Raw genomic sequence first — 20762 nt, forward strand, 5'->3', positions numbered from 1 at the left:
GGGGCCACCCTGGTCACGTTTCGGAACTTGATCGCTCCTCGGCGCAGGGCCATTCTGGCGTCCCCCGATCGGCCATTCGGCCCCAGCCAGAACTCCAGGAGACTCCCCCGTGCGCCACCGCCGCCTCGCCCTCGCCTGCACCGCCGCGGGCACCGCCGCCCTGACCGCCCTGCTCGCGCACCCCGCGACCGCCCAGGCGGGCCCCACCGGCAGCGCGTTCGCGCTCTCGGTGCAGGCCCAGGCCCTCGGCGGCACCGCCGCGGTGTCGGTGGGCCCCGGCCCGGTCGCCACCTACCCGGCGGGCGGGGAGAAGGCCCTCGCCAAGGTCGACCTGGACAAGCTCAACATCCACGCCCGCGTCATCGACGCCAAGTCCGGCGTCACCGGCGGCGTGCTCACCAGCACCGCCACCCTCGCCGACGTCAACGTCATGGGCAAGGTCAAGGCCTCGGTCATCACCGCCACCTGCTCCACCGGCGGCTCCACCCCCACCGGCTCGTCCACCCTGGCGGAGCTGGAGGTCCTGGGCCAGAAGGTCGCCGTCGCCGCGCACGCCAAGATCGAGCTGCCCGGCCTCACCGTCGCCGTCGACGAGCAGGTCAAGGGCCCCGACGGCTCGCTGACCGTCAACGCCCTGCACATCACCTTCGGCGGCGGCGCCCTCGCCCAGCTCGGCTCCGGCGAACTCATCATCTCCCAGGCCAAGTGCGCCGCGGGCAGCACCACCGGCGGCAACGACAACGGCGGCAACAACGGCGGCGGCACCACCACCAAGCCCACCACCCCCGCAGGCAACACCGGCGACGACGAGGGCACCACCACCGCCGCCCCGGCCCCCACCAGCACCACCCCCGCCACCGGCTCCGGCACCGACGGCTCCGGCGACAACGGCACCACCACCGGCACCCGCCCCGTCGCCAACCAGGAGGACCTCGCCTCCACCGGCGCCAGCGGCATCCTCCCCCTCACCCTCGGCGGCACCGCCCTCCTCGCCGCGGGCGGTGGCGCCTTCTGGTGGGCCCGCCGCAAGCGCGCCGCCCTCTAACCCCACCAGCAAGTAGCACCCCGAGAAGGGGGGCGGGCCCACGCCCGCCCCCCTTCTTTCCTTTTCCCGCAGGCGAAGAACCACCAGCCCGCCATTGAGCAAGCGCAACCACCCCACATCGAGCCCGCCACCAAACGACCGGGCTCTTCAAAGATCGGGCGAAGCCCGATGCCCCCACCCAAGCAACGTGACCCAAACCACACAGTTCGGTACGGACGGTTTTTCATCACCTCGCCGCAACCCCACCCCACCCCCGTGCACACCCCCTGAGCGGAACCGCCCCCACACCCCCAACCCCCTGCGCCAGAACGATTCCAGCCGCTTGCAGCCCCCCACCCACCCGGTCCATGCTGGCCCTCCCCCACCCCCGGACTGGAGATGGACCCGTGCGCGCTCCCCGCCTGCTCCTCGGCGTCGCCACCGGCGCCACCGCCCTGCTCGCCCTCAGCGCCCCCGCCTCGGCGGCGCAGGCGGGTCCCACCGGCAGTGCGTTCGCCGTGCAGGTGAGCGGTGCGGGGGCCGGGGGTCCGCTGGCGATCGGCCCCGCGCCCGCGGCGTCGCACCCGGGCACGCCGAACGCCAGCGCCGACCTCGCGCCGCAGGGGATCACCGCCGCCGCGGTGTCCGCCTCCGCCGACCAGCGCGGCCTCGCCCTGATCAGCTCGGCGGGCCTGGGCGGCGCGGACGTGCTCGGCGTGGTGCGGGCCGGGTCGGTCAACGCAACGTGCGCCACGGACGGAAAGGTGGTGAACGGCAGGACCAGCCTGCAAGACGTGACCGTCGCGGGCCAAGCGCTGCCCGCGGACGCCAAGGGCACGCTCACCCTCGGCCCCACCACGGTGGTCGTGGACGAGCAGACCACCACCCCCGAGGGGGTCCTGACGATCACCGCGCTGCGCGTCACCGTGAACAGCCCGGTGGGCAAGGTGGACAAGGGCGAGATCGTCCTCGGACGCGTGACGTGCGCCAAGGCCGCGGGCGGCAACGCGCTCCCGCAAGCGCCCGCGGGCACCGGGAGCCCCACCGGCGGCGGGTCGCCCGAAGCCGTGGCCACCACCGCTCCCGCGGCTACCGCCACCACTGCCCCGGTGGCCACCACCGTCAGCCCGCCGAGCGCCTCCCAGGGCCCGCTGATCCAGGTCGCGGGCACGACCGGGGGCGGCGGCGGGTCGACCTTCGTGCCGATCGCCGTGGGCGCGGCCGTGCTGCTGGTGGGCGGTGGCATCGCGCTGCTGGTGACCCGCCGCAGGAAGGCGTCGAACTGACGCCGAAAGGCGCAACCGGCGGGTGGTCCGGCGAGGTACCTCACCCCGCATGAGGCTCTACGCGGACCACCCGACCCGCCGCACCCGGCAAGCCGTGGGCGACCTGGTGGCGGTGCTGCTGCTCCTGCTGGCCGTCCTGCTGGCCCGCGAGGTCCGGGCGACGATCCTGGAGCTGCGCGGCCCCGGCGAGGGGTTGCGCACCGCGGGCACCGGCCTGCGCGACACGTTCACCAGCGCGGCGTCCAAGGCCTCCGGCGTCCCCCTGGTCGGCGACGACCTGGCGGGCGCGCTCAACGGCGGCGCGGGCGCGGGCGACAAGCTCATCGCCGCGGGGCAATGGCAGGTCGACGCGGTGGAGAGCCTGGCGCTCTGGGTCTTCATCGCGCTCATCGCCGTCCCCGCCGCCTTCCTGCTCATCGTCTGGCTCCCCCGCCGCTACCGCTTCACCCGCGAGGCCACCGCCGCCACCCGCCTGCGCGACGCGGGCGACGAGGGCCGCGACCTGCTGGCCCTGCGCGCCCTGGTCACCACCCCCTGCCCCGCCTCGCCCGCTCGGAGTCCCTGGCGACCGGCTGGCGCCGCGGCGACGCCGACGCCGTGGACCGCCTCGCCGCCGAGGAGCTGGCCAGGCTCGGCCTCGACCCGTGACCCGGCCGCCCCGCCCCGGGGCCGGGGTTGCCGCCGCGGTGGGGGAGGAAAGCAGCCGAACGGACCTTTCCCCCACCACCGCCTCGTGGTGTTGTGCTCGGACCACAGCACGACGAGGAGGTCGTCATGGCCCGAGGTTGGCGCGTCGCGCTGACGACGATCCTGGCCACCGCGCTGGTCGCCCCCGCCCTGCCCGCGGCGGCGCAGCCCGCGGCGGCCGCGGGCCCGGGCACCCGGTTGGCGGTCGGGGAGGTGCTCGACGTGGCGCCGGGGACGCGGCCGCAGGACCGGCAGCTGGCCGGGGACGCGCTGCGCGAGGACGTGGCCGGGGAGCGGTTCTACTTCGTGATGCCGGACCGGTTCGCCAACGGCGACCCCCGCAACGACCGCGGCGGCAGCCCGAGCACCGACCGGCTCACCACCGGGTTCGACCCCACCGACAAGGGGTTCTACCACGGTGGTGACCTCGCCGGGTTGCGCGGCAAGCTGGACTACCTCGACGGCATGGGGATCACCGCGATCTGGATGACCCCCATGTTCGCGAACCAGTGGGTGCAGGGCTCGGGCGCGGACGCCTCGGCGGGCTACCACGGCTACTGGACGACCGACTTCACCCGGTTCGACCCGCACTTCGGCACGACCGCCGACATGCAGGGGCTCATCCGCGACGCGCACCGGCGCGGCATCAAGGTCTTCTTCGACATCGTCGCCAACCACACCGCGGACGTCATCGACTACGCCGAGGGCAAGCACGACTACGTCTCCACCGGGGCCGTGCCCTACCTCGACGCGCAGGGCAACGTCGTCGACATCAAGGCGAAGGCCGGGCAGCGGGACTTCCCCCGGCTCGACGCCCAGAAGTCGTTCCCCTACACCCCGGTCGTCCCGGCGGGCAAGCCGCGCAAGGTGCCGGACTGGCTCAACGACCCGGCGCTCTACCACAACCGCGGCGACTCGACCTTCAGCGGCGAGTCCACCGAGTACGGCGACTTCTCCGGCCTCGACGACCTGATGACCGAGGACCCCAGGGTCGTCGAGGGCATGCAGCGCATCTTCACCAGCTGGATCGACACCCTCGACATCGACGGGTACCGGGTCGACACCGTCAAGCACGTCAACATGGAGTTCTGGCAAGCGCTTGCGCCGCACGTGCAGCAGTACGCCGAGCGCCGGGGCAAGCGGGACTTCTTCGTCTTCGGCGAGGTCTACTCCTCCGACACCTCGCTCACCTCCGCCTACACCACCACCGGGCGCATGCAGGCCTCGCTGGACTTCCCGTTCCAGAGCGGCGCGCTGGAGCTGCTGTCGGGCAAGGGCGCCGCGCGCCTGGGCGAGGTCATCACCGAGGACGACCGCTACACCGACGCCGACTCCAACGCCTCGTCGCTGCCGACCTTCCTGGGCAACCACGACATGGGCCGGATGTCGTGGATGCTGCGCCAGGCGGGGGTCCCCGAGTCCGAGCTGCTGGACCGGCTCAAGCTGGGCAACGCGCTGATGTACCTGTGGCGCGGCAACCCCGTCGTCTACTACGGCGACGAGCAGGGCTTCGCGGGGTCGGGCGGGGACAAGCTCGCCCGGCAGGACATGTTCGCCAGCAAGACCCCGGAGTACGCCGCCGAGCGCTTCATCGGCAGCGACCGCACCGGCGCCGTGGACAACTTCAACACCGCCCACCCGCTCTACCGCCAACTGGCCGACCTCGCCCGGTTCGTCGACCGCGACCAGGTGTGGGCCAAGGGCAACCAGGCGCTGCGCTACAGCGAGGGCAACGTCCTGGCGTTCAGCCGCACCACCGCCCGCGACCAGCGCGAGCACCTCGTGGTCGCCAACGCGGGCGCCACCCCCGTCACCGTCGACGTCCCGGCGGCGGGGCCCGGCACCCGCTACCGCACCGAGTTCCCGGCCCAGGGCAGCGGCCCGACCGCGGGGCAGGACGGCAAGGTGCGCGTCACCATCCCCGCGCTGTCCCTGGTGTCGCTGGCCGCCACCGACCGCCCGCGCGCGACGGTCCAGAACCCGACCCTGGTCGCCCCGGCGGCGGGTACCGCGCTGGACACGCGCGTCGAGGTGAAGGCGGACGGCATCACCACCCCCTTCGCCCAGGCGACGTTCGCCGCGCGGGTGCAGGGCAGCCGCGACTGGACGATCCTCGGCACCGACGACACCGCGCCCTACCGGGTATACGCGGACCTGTCCACGGTGCCGGGCGCCGCGGTGGGCAAGAAGCTGGAGCTGCGGGTCGTCAGCAAGAACGGTGACAACCAGCTCAGCGCGGACGGCGCCACCATCACCCTCGTCGCGGCGCCGCCCGTGCAGGAGCCCGGCGCAGGGCAGAGCCCGGACTGGCTCGTGGTGCACTACAACCGCCCCGGCGGTGACTACGACGGGTGGGGCGTGCACGTCTGGGGCGACGTGGAGACGCCGACCGACTGGGCCTCGCCGCTGCCGTTCGCGGGGGAGACCCCCTACGGCCGGTTCGCGTGGGTGAAGCTCAAGCCCGGCGCCAAGCAGGTCGGGGTCATCACGCACAAGGGCGACGAGAAGGACGGCGGCGACCGGTTCATCGACCCCTCGGTGACACCCCAGGCGTGGTTGAAGCAGGGTGCCACGGACGTGTTCGCCACGGAGGTGGCCGCCACCGGTCAGGCGAAGGTTCACGTGCAGCGCACCGACGGCAACTACGCCGGGATCGCCGTGCGCGCGGGCGGGCAGGACTACCCGTTGGCCGGGGACGACTTCGGCGGCGTGGCCACCATCCCGACCACTGTGGTGCCACTGGACTTCTCCGTCGTCAACGGGTCGACCGCCCTGGCCACCGGCAAGCTCACCGGCGGTTCCGCGTGGGTCAAGGACGGCGTGGTCTCCGCCTCGCGCGCGGGTGCGGAGAACAAGGCCGTCATCCACTACCACCGCCCGGACGGCGACTACGCCGACTGGGTGCTATACCACTGGACGGGCTCGTTGGAGCCCAGCCCGAGCTGGACGCAGTCGCGGCAACCGGACGCCCGCGACGGCTTCGGCGTCACCTGGTCGGTGCCGCTGGCGCCGGGCGCGGCGGGGCTGAGCAACATCATCCACAAGGGCGACACCAAGGACCCGGGCAACGACCAGTTCCTCGACGTGTCGGGCACCGGGCACGAGGTGTGGTTCGTCTCCGGCTCGGCCAAGCAGGACGGGTCGGCCTCCTACGTGCTGCCGCCCTCGGCCGCCCCCGCCGCCGACGCCGACCTCACCAAGGCCAAGGCGATCTGGGTCAGCAAGGACAAGCTCGTCTGGGACGTCCCCGCGGTCGCCTCCGACGGCTACCAGGTGCGCTACGACCCCGCGGGCGGGATCGCCGTGGTGGGCGGGCAGGTCCAGGGCGGCAAGGTGCTGCGGCTGACCCCGTCCGGCGCGCTGGCCGGTGACCTCGCGGCGAAGTTCCCGCACCTGGCGGGCAAGCCCGCGTTCACCGTCCGACCGGCCGACGCGGGCCGGGTGGACGAGGCGCTGCGCGCGCAGCAGGTGGCCGTCCACGTCGACTCCAACGGCGGCCTGCGGCACGCCACCGGCACCCAGCTCGCGGGCGCCCTGGACGACCGGTACGCGGCGGAGGCGGCGAAGCTGTCCTACCGGCCGGAGGTCCAGGGCACCCGGGTCACGGCCCGCCTGTGGGCGCCGACCGCCCAGAAGGTGCGGCTGCGGCTGTTCGACTCCCCCACCGCGAACCCCCGCCAGGTCGTCGACCTGCGCCGCGACGACCGCACGGGCGCGTGGAGCGGCACCGGCGACTGGCGCGGCCGGTACTACCAGTACGAGGTCACCGGCTGGTCGGTCAGCGAGGGCAAGGCGCGGACGGTCGTGGTGACCGACCCGTACTCGGTGGCGCTGTCCGTGGGCTCGACGCACTCGCAGTTCACCGACCTGCGCGAGCCCGCCGCCACCCCGGCGGGCTGGGACCGCGAGGTCGCGCGCGGGCTGGGCGCCGACCCCACCGAGCACGGCATCACCGAGCTGCACGTGCGCGACTTCTCCGCGGGCGACCCGACCGTCCCGGCGGCCGAGCGCGGCACCTACAAGGCGTTCACCCACCGCGACTCGGCGGGGATGCGGCACCTGCGCGCGCTCGCCGAGGCGGGCATGGACACCGTCCACCTGCTGCCGACCTTCGACATCGCCTCGATCCCCGAGCGCCGCGCGGACCAGTCGGCGCCGGGCTGCGACCTGGCCGCGCTGCCCGCGGACTCGCAGGAGCAGCAGGCCTGCGTGCAGGCGGTCGCGGACAAGGACGCGTTCAACTGGGGCTACGACCCGCTGCACTACGACGTCCCCGAGGGCTCCTACGCCGTCGACGCCGACCAGACCGGCGCCGCCCGCTCCCGCGAGTACCGGGAGATGGTGAAGTCGCTGCACGAGAACGGCAACCGGGTGGTGCTGGACGTGGTGTACAACCACACCACCGCCTCCGGCGACGCGCCGAACTCCGTGCTGGACAAGGTCGTTCCCGGCTACTACCAGCGCCTCAACGCTGACGGCACGGTCGCCAACTCCACCTGCTGCGCCAACACCGCGACCGAGAACGCGATGATGGGCAAGCTCGTGGTGGACTCGGTCGTGCACTGGGCCAAGGCGTACAAGGTCGACGGCTTCCGCTTCGACCTGATGGGCCACCACCCCAAGGCCAACATCCTCGCCGTGCGGGCCGCCCTCGACGCGCTGACCGTCGAGCGCGACGGCGTGGACGGCAGGTCCGTGCGCCTCTACGGCGAGGGCTGGGACTTCGGGGAGGTCGCGGGCGGCGCCCGCTTCGTGCAGGCCACGCAGCAGAACATGCGCGGCACGGGCATCGGCACCTTCTCCGACCGCGGCCGCGACGCGATCCGCGGCGGCGGCCCCTTCGACGACGACCCCCGCGTCCAGGGCCTCGCCTCCGGCCTGGCGGGCGCCTACAACGGCGTCGGCTCGACCCCGGACTCCCGCCTGCCCAACTACACCGACCTGGTCAAGCTCGGGATGGCGGGCAACCTGGCCGACTACACCTTCCAGTCCTCCCAGGGCGTCAAGGCGGGCAAGGACATCCAGTACAACGGTTCCCCCGCGGGCTACACGGGCACCCCGGCCGACGAGATCGCCTACGCCGACGCCCACGACAACGAAACCCTGTTCGACGCCTTGGCCCTCAAGCTGCCCCCGGGCACGGCCATGGCCGACCGCATCCGCATGCAGAACATCGCCCACGCCCCCATCCTGCTCGGCCAGGGCCAGCCGTTCATGCTCGCGGGCACCGAGTTCCTGCGCTCCAAGTCCCTCGACCGCAACAGCTACAACTCCGGCGACTGGTTCAACCCCTACGACCCCACCCTGCGCGACAACGGCTTCGCCCGGGGCCTGCCCCCAGCGGCGGACAACTCCGCCAAGTGGACCTTCATGTCCCCCGCCTTGGCCGACGCCACGCTGAAGCCGACCCCCCAGGACATGCGCAAGTCCTTCGACAACACCCTGGAACTGCTGCGCATCCGCAAGTCCTCCCCGCTGTTCACCCTGAACGACCCGGCCCTGGTGCAGACCAAGCTGTCGTTCCCGAACGCGGAACAGGGCCTGGTCGTCGCCCACCTCGACGACACCCGGGGCCCGGACACCGACCCCGCCCGCCAGGGCATCGTGGTCATCATCAACCCCTTCCCCACCACCAAGACGGTCCAACTCCCCACCCCGGACTGGACCCCCCACCCCGACAGCACCGACGCCAGGACGACCGTCCTCACCCCCACCACCGCCACCGTCCCCGCCCGCTCGGTGGTCGTCCTCACCCGCTGACCCACCCACACCCACTCCCGATGTGCGAGCCCTGAATACAACGCCACCACCTACGCAGCAGGCAGCCCGGCTACGGGAGTGCTCGATGCGGTGGTCTTGTTTGGCTGGGGAAGGCGATCATGTGCTACCCACGGCGGGGGGTGGGGCCGCAGGCCTCACCTTTTCCCCACCCCGAGCACATGATCGCCGCAGGGGCCCCGGCCAAACGAGACCACCGCATCGAGCCAGCCATCACACGACCGGTTCTTTTGATCTTGAACGCCTTCGAGTTGTCCACAGCCCCCCAACTCATCCACAGCCCAGCGCGTTCGTCACGCACCGGCCCGCACCATGCGGCATCCTCAACAGCGCAGACACCCCACCCACCCCAGGATGCCCGGAATGAGTGATACGTCGGAGTTCGTGCTCCCCGAGCGCGTGGAGACGCCCTCCACGCCGCCCCCGCGCGGCCGCTTGGGCGCCTGGTTGCTCAAGCACCAGGTGCAGCGCCCGGGGCGCGCCTCGGAGGAGGGCCACGGCGACCCGCAGCCGTGGTGGAAGGTCATGTGCCTGACCGGGGTGGACTACTTCTCCACCCTGTCCTACCTGCCCGCCATCGCCGCACTGGCCGCTGGCGCGCTCAGCCCGCTGGCGACGCTGCTGATCGTGGCGCTGACGCTGTTCGGGATGCTGCCCATGTACCGCAGGGTGGCCAAGGAGTCGCCGCACGGGCAGGGGTCGGTGGCGATGCTGGAGGACCTGCTGCCGTTCTGGCGGGGCAAGGTCTTCGTGCTGGTGCTGCTGGGGTTCGTGGCGACGAGCTGGATCATCACCATCACGCTGTCGGCGGCGGACGCGACGGTGCACATGGTGGAGAACCCGGTGTTCCCGTCGTTCCTGCACGGGCACGAGGTCATCGTGACCACCGTGCTGCTGCTGATCCTCGGGGGCGTGTTCCTCCTGGGGTTCAGCGAGGCGGTGTCGGTGGCGATCCCGCTGGTGGCCGTGTTCCTGGCGCTCAACGCCGCCGTCGTGGTGGCGGGCGTGGTGGAGCTGGTGGGCACCCCCGAGCTGCTGTCGCGGTGGTGGGACGGCGTGGTCGACGGGCCCGGGGTGTTCGGGCCGACCGTGCTGGCCTTCCCGCTGCTGGTGCTGGGGCTGTCCGGGTTCGAGACCGGCGTCAGCATGATGCCGCTGGTCAAGGGCGACGGTGACGAGGGCAGGATCCGCAACACCCGCAAGCTGCTCACCGCCGCGGCGCTCATCATGTCCGTGTACCTGGTGGCGACGAGCTTCATCACCACGGTGCTCATCCCGGCCGAGGAGTTCGAGCCCGGCGGCGAGGCCAACGGGCGCGCCCTGGCCTACCTCGCGCACGCCGAACTGGGTTCGGCGTTCGGCACCGCCTACGACATCAGCAGCGTGCTGATCCTGTGGTTCGCGGGCGCGTCGGCGATGGCGGGGCTGATCAACATCGTGCCGCGCTACCTGCCCGGGTACGGCATGGCGCCGGAGTGGGCGCGCGCGGTGCGGCCGGTGGTGCTCGTCTACACCGCCATCAGCATCGGCATCACCATCGCCTTCGGCGCCGACGTCAACGCCCAGGCGGGCGCCTACGCCACCGGCATCCTGGCGATGATGGTCTCTGGCGCGTTCGCCGTCACCGTCTCCGCCGTCCGCCGCAAGCGCACCCCGGCCGTCATCGGGTTCTCGGTGCTGGTGCTCGTGCTGCTGTACGCGCTGGTCGCCAACGTGGTGGAGAAGCCGGACGGCATCGCGATCTCAGCGGTGTTCATCGCGGGGATCGTGGTGGTGTCGCTGGTGTCGCGGGTGACCAGGACCACCGAGCTGCGCGCCGACCACGTGGAGTTCGACGAGGTGGCCCGGCGCTGGGTGACCGACTCGCTGGCCTTCGACGGCGCGCTCGACGTCATCGCGAACAAGCGGCAGGCGGGCGACGCCGAGGAGTACGCGGACAAGGAGGCGGCGCAGCGGGCGATGAACCCCGTACCCGGCCGCGCCGACGTGGTGTTCCTGGAGATCGACGTCGACGACCCCTCGGACTTCTCCGAGGTGCTGCGGGTGCGCGGGGTGGAGGTCGACGGCCACCGCGTGCTGCGCGCGACCAGCCCCGCCGCCCCCAACGCCATCGCCGCGGTCCTGCTCGCCCTGCGCGACGCCACCGGGGTGCGCCCGCACTGCTACTTCGAGTGGTCGGAGGGCAACCCGCTGGGCCACCTGTTCCGCTACCTGCTGCTCGGCCAGGGCGACACCGCCCCGGTCGTCCGCGAGATCATCCGCTCGGTCGAGCCCGACCCCGACCGCAGGCCGGGCATCCACGTGGGCGGCTGACCTGCGGGTTGTGTGACGGCACCGCCCGCAGGGTACGTCCCGGTCGCGAGCGAGGACGAGGAGCGTGCACCCCGTGATCCCCGAGAGGCCCCTGACGATCGACCACGACCAGCGCACCGGTGGCCACCACCTGGTGGTCACCGGCGACCTCGACTACACCAACGCCACCGAGCTGGAGCAGGTCCTCACCGACCTGCACCTCGACGCGGGCGACACCCTCACCCTCGACCTCGGCCACCTGGAGTTCTGCGACTCCACCGGCCTGTCCACCCTCATCGCCGCCCACCGCAAGGTGGACCGGGCCGGTGCCCGCATCGCGCTGACGGCCGTCGAGCCCAACCTGGCGCGGGTCATGGAGATCACGGGCATCTCCCACCTCTTCGGCCCCCAGACCACCTCCGCCACCTCACCTGCCGACGAGGGCACCACCGGCACCTGAGCCCCGGGCACTGCCGGTTGTCCGCGGGGGCCAGGCGGCGGAGGTCAGCGGGCGGGGTCGTAGATGAAGCCGCCGTGCCAGGCGAGGGCAGCGCGGAGGTCCTCGACGTCGCGGGTGCGGTTGCGGTTGCCCCGCCACTGACCGATGGGGGCCAGGCGGAGGGGCTTGTCGGGGGTGCCGGGCAGGGCGGTGCCGGGGCGGGGGACGACGACGAGCCAGGGGTGGCCCGCGGCGGGGCCGGTGACGCGGACCTTGGCGAGCTGGGTCCACTCGACGCGGGTGCGGCGGCCGGAGCGGGTGACCTCGATGCCGCGGCTGGTGACCTCGACGGTGGTGCGGGGGCGGATGCTCGCCCACAGCGCGCGCAGGGCCAGCACGCCCGCGCCGAGGGCGAGCAGCAGGGCCACGCCGACCTGGCGGGGTTCGGCGCGGCCGGCCGCCGCGGCCCAGCCGAGCAGGACGAGGGCGCCGACGCCCCACAGGGCCGAGCCCACCAGCGCGCGGACGCGGCCGCTCTGGAACGTCGTGCGGCCCGGGGCGCGCTCGCCGCGGAAAAACGCGGGCAGCCGGTCGGCCACCGCCGACTTCGCCGCCTCGACCACCGAGCGCACAGGCGGCGCGGCCGGGACCGGGGCGGCCGGGGTGGCGCCGGTCGACGGAGCGGCGGGTGCCTGCGCAGGACGCGCACCGGTCGACGGAGCGGCGGGAGCCGGGGCGGACGCCGCGGGGTACACACCGCGCTGCACGCCGTCGTCCAACTGCTCCGGCGGCACCGTCCCCCCGAACTCCGTGCCCCCGGTCGGCGCGGGGCGCGGGGCGGGCTGGGGCGCGGGGGTGGGCCGGGGCGCGAGCCCGGTCGCCCCGCCCGCCCGGTACCCCACCGGGCCCGGGGTGAGGTCGACCGTCGAACCCGGCGCGGACAGCGGGTCGTCCGCGGGCAGGGCCTTGGTCGCCGGGCGGGGGATCGGGGCGAGCATGCGCGTGCGGTGCTCCTCGACGAACTCGCGCACCGGCTCGGGCAGCCACTCGGCGTGCTCGGGGTGGCCGAACTCCTCCAGCAGGTCGACCGGGGTCGGGCGCAGCTCGGGGCGCGGGTTGAGGCAGCGCGCGGCGATCACCCGCACCCGCTGCGGCACGCCGTCGAGGTCGGGCTGGCCGTGGACGATGCGGTAGAGGCTGTTGGCCAGGCTGGTGTCGCCGAACGGGACCCGGGCGGTGGCCGCGTGCACCAGCACCGAGCCGAGGGCGAACACGTCGCTGGGCGGGCCGACCTCGGTGCCCTCGATCTGCTCCGGGGACAGGTAGCCGGGGGTGCCCACGACCATGCCGGTGCCGGTGACCCCGCCGCGGTCGTGCACGGCCTTGGCGATGCCGAAGTCGATGACCCGGGGGCCGTCGGCGGCGAGCAGCACGTTCGACGGCTTGAGGTCGCGGTGCAGCAGCCCGGCGGCGTGGATGGCGGCCAGGGCCTCGGCCAGGCCCGCGGCCAGCCGCAGCAGCGCGGCCTCGGGCAGCGGCCCGTGCCGCTCGACGGCGTCGGCCAGGGTGGGGCCGGGGACGTACTCGGTGGCCAGCCAGGGCAGCGGGGCGTCGGGGTCGGCGTCGACCACGGCCGCGGTCCAGAACCCGCCGACCGCGCGGACGCTGGCGATCTCGTGCCGGAAGCGCTCGCGGAAGCCGGGGTCGCGGGCCAGCTCCGGGTGCACGACCTTGATCGCCACCCGCCGCCCGCCCGGGGACGTGGCCAGGAACACCGCGCCCATCGCGCCCTCGCCCAGCCGGGCGCGCACGGCGTAGCCGCCGATCCGCTCCGGGCCCCCGACCTCGCTCGTCCGCACTCGCGTCCCCTCCCGACCTCCCCCGCAGGTTACCCAGTCGCCGCGGCGCCGGGCCGCGGCCGTCCCGGACAAACTCGGACATACAGGGCAAATATTGCCACGATTCCACATCGGGACTGGACACCACAAGTGAGCCTTACCTAAATTCCTGGTGCTCGGCGTTCGCCGGGCCGCGGACGAGGACGGGTGGCGACGGCGGCATGGAGTACGTGTTCAGCAACGCGCTGATCGGGCTGCGCGAGGGGCTGGAGGCGGCCCTGGTCGTCAGCATCCTGGTCGCCTACCTGGTCAAGACCGACCGCCGGTCGGCGCTGCGCTGGGTGTGGCTGGGCGTGGCGAGCGCCGTGCTGCTGTCGGTGGCCTTCGGCGCCGTGGTGACCTACTCCAGCGCGCAGATGTCCTTCGAGCAGCAGGAGCTCTTCGGCGGCACGATGTCGCTGGTCGCGGTCGCGTTCGTGACCGGGATGGTGTTCTGGATGCGCAGCACCGCGCGCCGCATCTCCGGCGAGCTGCGCGGCAAGCTCGACCAGGCCATCGCCGTCGGCCCGCTGGCGATCGCGCTCGTGGCGTTCCTGTCGGTGGGCCGCGAGGGCCTGGAGACCGCGGTGTTCTTCTACGCCGCCACCGAGTCGGCCAGGGAGAACACCGGGCCGCTGGTCGGGTTCGTCATCGGCATCGCCGTGGCGGTCGTGCTCGGCTGGGCGATCTACCGCGGCGCGGTGCGCATCGACCTCACCCGGTTCTTCACCGTCACCGGGGTGCTGCTGGTGTTCGTCGCCGCGGGCGTGCTCGGCTACGGGCTGCACGACCTGCAGGAGGCCGCGTTCATCCCCGGCCTGGACACCCTGGCGTTCGACCTGTCCGGGCCGGTCCCCGAGGACTCCTGGTACGGCGCCCTGCTCAAGGGCGTCTTCAACTACTCGGCCCGCACCACCGTCGTGCAGGCCGTCGCGTGGCTGGCCTACGTCGCCATCACCCTCACCGCCTTCCTCTGGCCCGCCAAGCAGGCGCGGGCCGCCGTCCCCGCAGCGCAAGGAGCCGAGCAGTGACCCCCAGCACCACCCTCAGAGCCGCCCTGGTGGGCGCGGCCGCCCTCACCCTGGCGGCGTGCGGCAGCGGCGGCGGGGACACCGCCGCGGCGGGCGGGCCGATCGCCGTCGAGGCCAAGGACGACGCCTGCGGCGTGGCGCGCTCGGAGGCCGACGCGGGGCAGATCACCTTTGAGGTGTCGAACAAGGGCTCGCGGGTCACCGAGTTCTACCTCTACGCCGAGGGCGACCGGATCATGGGCGAGGTGGAGAACATCTCCCCCGGGCTCACCCGGCGGCTCATCGTCGAGGTGCCCGACGGCGGCACCTACCAGACCTCCTGCCGCCCGGGGATGACCGGCGACGGCATCCGCGCGGCCTTCACCGTCAAGGGCGGGGCGGCGCGGCAGGTCGACAACGACGCCAAGCTCGCCGAGGCGGTGTCGTCCTACAAGACCTACGTCGCCAACCAGGCCGACGCCCTCGACGCCAAGACCGGGGAGTTCGTCGCGGCGGTCAAGGCGGGCAAGGTCGACGAGGCCAAGGCCCTGTTCCCGGTCGCGCGCACCTACTGGGAGCGCATCGAGCCGGTCGCGGAGAGCTTCGGCGACCTCGACCCGCGCACCGACGCCCGCGAGGCCGACCTGGAGCCCGGGCAGCGGTGGACGGGGTTCCACCGCCTGGAGAAGGACCTGTGGGTCAGCGGCCTCCAGGCGGACTCCGGGCAGATCGCGGACACCCTGCGGGCGGACGTGTCGGAGATCGTCGCCAAGGCCAAGGCGGTCGAGTTCACCCCGCTCGACCTGGCCAACGGCGCCAAGGGCCTGCTCGACGAGGTGGCCACCGGCAAGATCACCGGCGAGGAGGACGCGTTCTCGCACACCGACCTGTGGGACTTCCAGGCCAACGTGGAGGGTTCGCAGGCCGCGATCGCCTCGCTGCGCCCGGTCATCACCGAGCGGGACCCGGCGCTGGCCACCACCCTGGACGAGAAGTTCGCCGCGGTCACCGACCTGCTCGCCGCCCAGCGCCAGGGCGAGGGCTTCAAGCTCTACACCGACCTGACCGACGCCGAGAAGAAGGCCTTCGCCGAGGCGGTCGACGCGCTCAGCGAGCCGATCTCCCGCGTGGCCGAGGTGGTGGCGCAGAAGTGAGCATCTCCCGGCGGCGGTTGTTCGGCATGGCGGGTGCGGGCGTGGTCGCCGCGGGCGTCGGCGCCGCCGCCGGGGTGGCCACGGCGGGCGGTGGCACCGACCCGGCGCCCACCCCGGCCCCGGTGGCCTTCCGCGGCGAGCACCAGGCGGGCATCACCACGCCCGCGCAGGACCGCATGCACTTCGTGGCCTTCGACGTGACCACCCGCAGCCGCGCGGAACTGGTGGCGCTGCTGCGCGACTGGACGGCGATGGCCGAGCGGATGACCCGCGGCGAGGAGGCGTTCCCCGACGGCGCGGTGGGCGGCATCGCCGACGCGGCTCCCAAGGACACCGGCGAGGCCCTGGACCTGCCCGCCGCCGGGCTCACCCTGACGATCGGCTTCGGCCCCGGCCTGTTCGACGACCGCTTCGGCCTGGCCGACCGGCGCCCCGAGGCCCTCATCGACCTGCCCCGCTTCCCCGGCGACGACCTCGACCCCCGCCGCACCGGCGGCGACCTGTGCGTCCAGGCCTGCGCCGACGACCCCCAGGTCGCCGTGCACGCCATCCGCAACCTGGCCAGGGCGGGCTTCGGCAAGGTGGCGGTGCGCTGGTCGCAGCTGGGCTTCGGCCGCACCTCCTCCACCTCCACCACCCAGGCCACCCCGCGCAACCTCTTCGGCTTCAAGGACGGCACCAACAACCTCAAGGCCGAGGACCCCGCCGGCCTGGCCGACCACGTCTGGGTCAGCGCCGCCGACGGTCCGCAGTGGATGGTCGGCGGCACCTACCTGGTGGCCCGCCGCATCCGCATGCACATCGAGACCTGGGACCGCGCCCCGCTGCGCGAGCAGGAGCAGATCATCGGCCGCACCAAGGGCACCGGCGCCCCCCTCGGCCAGCAGCAGGAGTTCGACCCGGTCGACCTGCACGTCAAGGGCGCGGGCGGCGTCCCCCTCATCGCCCAGGACGCCCACGTCCGCCTCGCCGCCGCCGAATCCCTGCGCGGCGCCAAGCTCCTGCGCCGCGGCTACAACTTCACCGACGGCACCGACGGCCTCGGCCACCTCGACGCGGGCCTGTTCTTCCTCTGCTTCAACCGGGACACCCGCACCGCCTTCGTCCCCATGCAACAGGCCCTGTCCTCCCGCGACGCCATGATGGAGTACATCGTCCACAACGGCTCCGCCCACTTCGCCGTCCCCCCGGGCGTCCAGGACGGCGAGCACTGGGGCCAGTCCCTCTTCGCCTAACCCGCGCACCCGATCACCCGCAGGTCCGTGCACCGCGTCTGCACGGTCCGCTGCGCACCGAGCAGCAAGGTGTCGAGCAGAGCCAAGTTGGCGCTGTCCTTGGTCACCTTGCCCGCATCGACGGCAGCCCGCGCCGCGTCGTGAACGCTCTCCCTGAGGTGCGGCTGGACGATGAGCACGTAGGTCTCATCCGAACGCACGCGCGTGGCGAGCCGGTCGATGAACTCGGCCGCCGTCGAGGCCGCCCCGTCGTGCCACGCGCGCGGCGGCCGCTTGCGGCTCGTCAGCTCCTCGATGAGCCGGTCGTCGTCGACGAACCCCAGGTTCTTCAGCGCCTGGCTGATGACCTGCTCGTAACGCGCCGCCGCCACCCCGCGCCCGGTCGACCTGGTGTGGGCTGGCTTCACGTGGATCACCCGGAGCGTGCCCTTGTCGTCCAAGTGCAGGAAGTCCGCCACCTCCCCGGCCCCGTCGTCGCACAGCAGCCAGCCCTGCCGGAAGTTCTCCACCACCCAGGCGAACAGCGAGCGGTCCCCGTCCTCCCCGATCGAGGCCTGGAGCCCGCCCCTGGTGATCTTGGGCTTCTCCGTCGCGACGTCGAACACGCCGAAGTCACGCCAGTCGAAGTTCCGGAACGGCACCGTCACCAGGGACTCGCGGTACACGGTGCCGTTGCGGTAAACGTGCCCGCTCTCGTAGTGGACCTCGAACAAGTCCCCGTCACCGAGGGCGGAGCGGATCTCGCGCAGGTCGGCGGGGTGGGTCTCCGCCACGATCCCCACGTCCAGCGCCAGCCCCCCTGGCCCGGGCCGGGGGGTGAGCAGCAGCGTCCCGCAGCACGCGCCGCCGAACCCCACGTCGACCTCGACCGCCGCCCCCTGCCGGGGCCGCACGTCGAGCACGACGTCCAGCAGCCGCTCCACCCGCTCGACCAGGGAGTCGTCGGTCCCCGGCTCCGTCTCCAGGACACCCGAGGCGGGCAGCAGCACCGCGTAGGCGTCGCGCACGCGGGTGAGGTCGCGCTCCCGCGTGGCCAGCATCGGGAACGGCTGACCGGGCTCTGACCCCGCCAGCGCCTTGCGCAGCAGGTCGAACACCTCGGCCACGATGCCGATGAGATCGACCATCGACGCCGCCCGGCGCCAGCTGATGCGCGACTCGTCGGGGGTCACGATGACGTTGTCGCGCAACCGCGCGTCCTCGTCCTCCGGCTGGAAGTCGAGCCGGGCCGAGCTGAGCGCCATCGAGCCGTCGTCGAGCGGGTTGAGCACCTGCTTGACGTCCTGCCCACCCAGCACCTTGCTGTCCGGCTTGGTCACGCGACGGGCCTGCACCCCCCGCATCCACACCATCCGCCCCCTGCCGTCGAACGTCGACAGCAGCACGTCGGGATCGACGAAGCGGAAGGGGGCCAACCCCTTGTCGATCCAGCGGCGCAACTGCGCGTCGGTGGGCACCTTGCCCACCAGCGCCACCAGGTCGTCCGCGGCCAGCGCCACGAGGAGCTGGTTCTCGACGTTCTGCCGGGGGCTGTCCGCGCCCGCCCACGGCGGGTCGCGGAACACTCCGCGGGCGGCGCAAAGGACCCACTCGACGCCGTGGGCGCGCAGCACCTCGGTCAGGGTTTCGTCACGACTCCCGTCCTCCTCGAAGAGGATCACCGCGTCGTTGGCGCCGCCGCAGTCGCGCAGGCACTCTCCCAAGAAGCTGTGCAGCCGCGCCAGCGCCACGTCGCGGTCTGGTCCGGTGATGCGCAGCAGGGTGCAGGTGACTTGGGGCATCAGCTCCAGCAGGGAGAACCCGGCTGACGCGCTGTCGGGGGAAGCGGTGGCCGTCATGCCGCCAAGCTAGGTTCGGGGACCTGTCAACCGCCAGATGTCGCAACGGACTGTCCAGCTATTGGCTTGCCGTTGACCGGTACTTGGCCAGTCGGGGGCCACTCCGGGGCTGGAGCACTGCCTGAGGCGTGACCAGCGGCCGCGGGGGCGGGGGGCCGGTTGATCAAACAGCCTAGGTGGTGCGGAAGGGGCTGGTGGTGATGTGGTCGACGAGGTCTTCCACGGAGGAGTAGATGGCCTGGGCGCCTGCCTCCTTCAGCTCCGCCTCCCCGAACCCGCCCGTCAGCAGCCCCACGGCGGGCAGGCCTGCCGAGCGGGAGGCCTGGCAGTCCCAGGTCGAGTCGCCGAGGGTGACGCCGGTGGGTTCGGAGACCTCGGTGAGGGCCGCCTTGATGAGGTCGGGGGCGGGTTTGGTGGCCTCGACGTCGTCGGAGGTGGTGCGGGGGAGGTGGGTGGCGTCGAGGAGGTGGAGGAAGTGGTCGACGTGCTGGGGTTGGCCGGAGGTGGCGAGGACGATGCTGTGGCCGCTGTCGGTGAGGACGTCGAAGAGGCGGTCGACGCCGGGGAAGGGGCGGACCTCGTCGATGAGGCGGTCGAACTCGGTGGTCCAGCGGGAGCGGACCTCGTCGCCGAAGGCGCGGTCGAAGTCGGTGCCCGCGACCTCGGGGACGAGGCGGTCGCCGCCCATGCCGATGCTGCGGTGCAGGCGCCAGACCGGGACGGTGCGGCCGACGGTGAGGAAGGCGCGGTACCAGGCGATGGCGTGGTGGTAGTTCGTGTCGACGAGGGTTCCGTCCACGTCCAGGACTGCTGCGGGCATGGGTGGGGTATGCCCGGTGCGGGAGGGGTGAAACCCCCCTCACAGGGGGTCGTGGCCCCAGTTCATCAGCGAGTAGCGCCACTTGCTGTGCTCGACGTCCCCGCTGGGGCGCTGGGCGAGGTGGCGGTGGACGTAACCGGTCACCTTGCGCATGTGCCGGTAGTCGTCGTCGCTGAGGTCGGCCACCTTGGTGCGCAGCAGCTCGACGATGCGGCGGCCGGAGCGGTGGCCGGTGGACTCGCCGCCGGAGGACTGGCCGACGGACTTGGACTCGTCGGTGGCCAACCACTCCTCCAGCGCCGCCGGGGTCATGGTGACCGCGTCGTCGAAGTCGGACCGGATCTCGCGCTGCTCGTCGGTGTCCATGCCGGACGGCTACCCCGCGCGCCCGCGCGGCACGCGTGCCGGTTCAGGTGAACATCTCCGGCGGCAGCGGGGAGGCCACCGGCTCGTCGTCGGTGATCGGGTCGCCCATCAGCTCGGCGCCGGGCACCACCCGCGCGGGGAACACCGCGCCTGCGGCGAGCCCGGCGACCTCCGCCACCGGCAGCTCGTCGCGGGAGGCGGCGACGACCACGTTGGCGAAGCGCCTGCCGCGCAGCACCGCGGGCTCGCCCACCACCACGACGTGCTCGAACACCGCGCCGAGGGTGCCGACGACCCGGCGGACGAAGGCCAGCCCCGGCCCGTCGGTGACGTTGGCCAGGCACACCCCGCCCGCCGCCAGCGCCTTGTCCACATCGGACACCGAGCCGAGGGTGACCATGCCCGCGGGGATGGTGGCCTGGTGGAACGCGTCGAGCACGACCACGTCCCACTCCCCCGCGGCCGCGGCCGCCAGCGCCGCCCGCCCGTCGCCCACCTCGACCGCCAGGCCGGGGACCGCGCGCAGGCCCAGCTGCGCCGACACCAGCTCGACCAGCAGGTCGTCGGCGTCGACGAGCAGCTGCCGGGAGCCGGGGCGGGTGGCGGCGGCGTAGCGGGCCAGCGACCCGGCGCCGCCGCCGACGTGCAGCACCGCCAGCGGCCCGGGGCGCAGGCAGTCGAGCACGTCGCCGATGCGGCGCATGTAGTCGAACTCCAGGTGGGCGGGCTCGTCGAGGTCGACGTAGGACTGCGCCACCCCGCCCACCGACAGCAGCCAGCCGCTGGGCCGGTCCGCGTCCTGGAGCAGTTCGGCCTCACCGAGGCGGACGCGGTGGCGGCCCGGTCGGGGCGCGGGTGGGGCGTTCACCTGCACAGCTCACCACACCGGCCCGCGCGCCGCGCACGACCTCGCGGCCGCACACCGGAGCAGGGCTCGCCGCAGCCGCGGGACCGCG

The 20762-nt window shown here is 73.2% G+C and carries 14 protein-coding genes; 9 read left to right on the forward strand and 5 right to left on the reverse strand.

The window, feature by feature from the left end; translation table 11 throughout:
* Positions 1–109 precede the first annotated feature (109 nt).
* From BJP25_RS17555 to BJP25_RS17580, 6 genes are all read left to right on the forward strand, one after another.
* On the forward strand, positions 110–1045 hold the full coding sequence (locus BJP25_RS17555) for a choice-of-anchor P family protein (protein ID WP_075976032.1): 936 nt from the start codon (positions 110–112) through the stop codon (positions 1043–1045).
* Between the two features lie 386 nt (positions 1046–1431).
* Positions 1432–2310, forward strand: a complete 879-nt coding sequence (locus BJP25_RS17560) for a hypothetical protein (RefSeq protein WP_075976033.1) — start codon at positions 1432–1434, stop codon at positions 2308–2310.
* Between the two features lie 49 nt (positions 2311–2359).
* A complete protein-coding gene (locus BJP25_RS17565) occupies positions 2360–3112 on the forward strand; it encodes a hypothetical protein (RefSeq protein ID WP_233158130.1) in 753 nt (250 codons plus the stop codon).
* Positions 3085–8757, forward strand: a complete 5673-nt coding sequence (gene pulA / locus BJP25_RS17570) for a pullulanase-type alpha-1,6-glucosidase (protein WP_075976034.1) — start codon at positions 3085–3087, stop codon at positions 8755–8757. The genes BJP25_RS17565 and pulA overlap by 28 nt, the downstream gene beginning before the upstream one ends.
* Positions 8758–9138: 381 nt before the next feature.
* Positions 9139–11088 carry an APC family permease gene (locus tag BJP25_RS17575; protein WP_075976035.1) on the forward strand — a complete coding sequence of 650 codons (1950 nt, stop codon included), beginning with the start codon at positions 9139–9141 and terminating at the stop codon, positions 11086–11088.
* Between the two features lie 73 nt (positions 11089–11161).
* A complete protein-coding gene (locus tag BJP25_RS17580) occupies positions 11162–11527 on the forward strand; it encodes an STAS domain-containing protein (RefSeq protein WP_158075674.1) in 366 nt (121 codons plus the stop codon).
* A gap of 44 nt (positions 11528–11571) precedes the next feature.
* On the opposite strand, the gene BJP25_RS35660 is transcribed toward BJP25_RS17580, so the two are convergent.
* Positions 11572–13365 carry a serine/threonine-protein kinase gene (locus BJP25_RS35660; protein WP_075976036.1) on the reverse strand — a complete coding sequence of 598 codons (1794 nt, stop codon included), beginning with the start codon at positions 13363–13365 and terminating at the stop codon, positions 11572–11574.
* A 200-nt stretch (positions 13366–13565) separates the two neighbouring features.
* Here BJP25_RS35660 and efeU point away from each other — a divergent pair, with 200 nt between their 5' ends.
* From efeU to efeB, 3 genes are read left to right on the forward strand one after another with little or no spacing between them, the layout of a single operon-like run.
* Positions 13566–14414, forward strand: a complete 849-nt coding sequence (gene efeU, locus BJP25_RS17590) for an iron uptake transporter permease EfeU (RefSeq protein WP_075976037.1) — start codon at positions 13566–13568, stop codon at positions 14412–14414.
* A complete protein-coding gene (gene efeO, locus BJP25_RS17595) occupies positions 14411–15547 on the forward strand; it encodes an iron uptake system protein EfeO (protein ID WP_075976038.1) in 1137 nt (378 codons plus the stop codon). The genes efeU and efeO overlap by 4 nt, the downstream gene beginning before the upstream one ends.
* Positions 15544–16782 carry an iron uptake transporter deferrochelatase/peroxidase subunit gene (gene efeB, locus BJP25_RS17600; protein WP_075976039.1) on the forward strand — a complete coding sequence of 413 codons (1239 nt, stop codon included), beginning with the start codon at positions 15544–15546 and terminating at the stop codon, positions 16780–16782. Before efeO ends, efeB begins: the two co-directional genes overlap by 4 nt.
* Here efeB and BJP25_RS17605 read toward each other — a convergent pair.
* The 4 genes from BJP25_RS17605 to BJP25_RS17620 form a co-directional block, all read right to left on the reverse strand.
* Positions 16779–18620 carry a hypothetical protein gene (locus tag BJP25_RS17605; protein ID WP_075976040.1) on the reverse strand — a complete coding sequence of 614 codons (1842 nt, stop codon included), beginning with the start codon at positions 18618–18620 and terminating at the stop codon, positions 16779–16781. The two genes, efeB and BJP25_RS17605, sit on opposite strands and share 4 nt — an antisense overlap.
* A 172-nt stretch (positions 18621–18792) precedes the next feature.
* The gene (locus BJP25_RS17610) at positions 18793–19440 is read right to left on the reverse strand and encodes an HAD family hydrolase (RefSeq protein ID WP_075976041.1); all 648 of its coding nucleotides are present in this window, start codon (positions 19438–19440) and stop codon (positions 18793–18795) included.
* A 39-nt stretch (positions 19441–19479) separates the two neighbouring features.
* Complete coding sequence (locus tag BJP25_RS17615) at positions 19480–19806, reverse strand: DUF3140 domain-containing protein (protein WP_075976042.1); 327 nt, start codon at positions 19804–19806, stop codon at positions 19480–19482.
* Between the two features lie 43 nt (positions 19807–19849).
* Complete coding sequence (locus tag BJP25_RS17620; RefSeq protein ID WP_075976193.1) at positions 19850–20674, reverse strand: spermidine synthase; 825 nt, start codon at positions 20672–20674, stop codon at positions 19850–19852.
* Positions 20675–20762: the final 88 nt, after the last annotated feature.

This window comes from Actinokineospora bangkokensis (assembly GCF_001940455.1).
Taxonomy (GTDB): domain Bacteria; phylum Actinomycetota; class Actinomycetes; order Mycobacteriales; family Pseudonocardiaceae; genus Actinokineospora; species Actinokineospora bangkokensis.

Excerpts from the sequence above, each read along its gene's own strand:
- efeU (WP_075976037.1), top strand. The coding sequence starts at position 13,566 with ATGGAGTACGTGTTCAGCAACGCGCTGATCGGGCTGCGCGAGGGGCTG.
- BJP25_RS17575 (WP_075976035.1), top strand. The coding sequence starts at position 9,139 with ATGAGTGATACGTCGGAGTTCGTGCTCCCCGAGCGCGTGGAGACGCCC.
- pulA (WP_075976034.1), top strand. The coding sequence starts at position 3,085 with ATGGCCCGAGGTTGGCGCGTCGCGCTGACGACGATCCTGGCCACCGCG.
- BJP25_RS17610 (WP_075976041.1), bottom strand. The coding sequence starts at position 19,440 with ATGCCCGCAGCAGTCCTGGACGTGGACGGAACCCTCGTCGACACGAAC.
- BJP25_RS17565 (WP_233158130.1), top strand. The coding sequence starts at position 2,360 with ATGAGGCTCTACGCGGACCACCCGACCCGCCGCACCCGGCAAGCCGTG.
- BJP25_RS17605 (WP_075976040.1), bottom strand. The coding sequence starts at position 18,620 with ATGACGGCCACCGCTTCCCCCGACAGCGCGTCAGCCGGGTTCTCCCTG.
- BJP25_RS17615 (WP_075976042.1), bottom strand. The coding sequence starts at position 19,806 with ATGGACACCGACGAGCAGCGCGAGATCCGGTCCGACTTCGACGACGCG.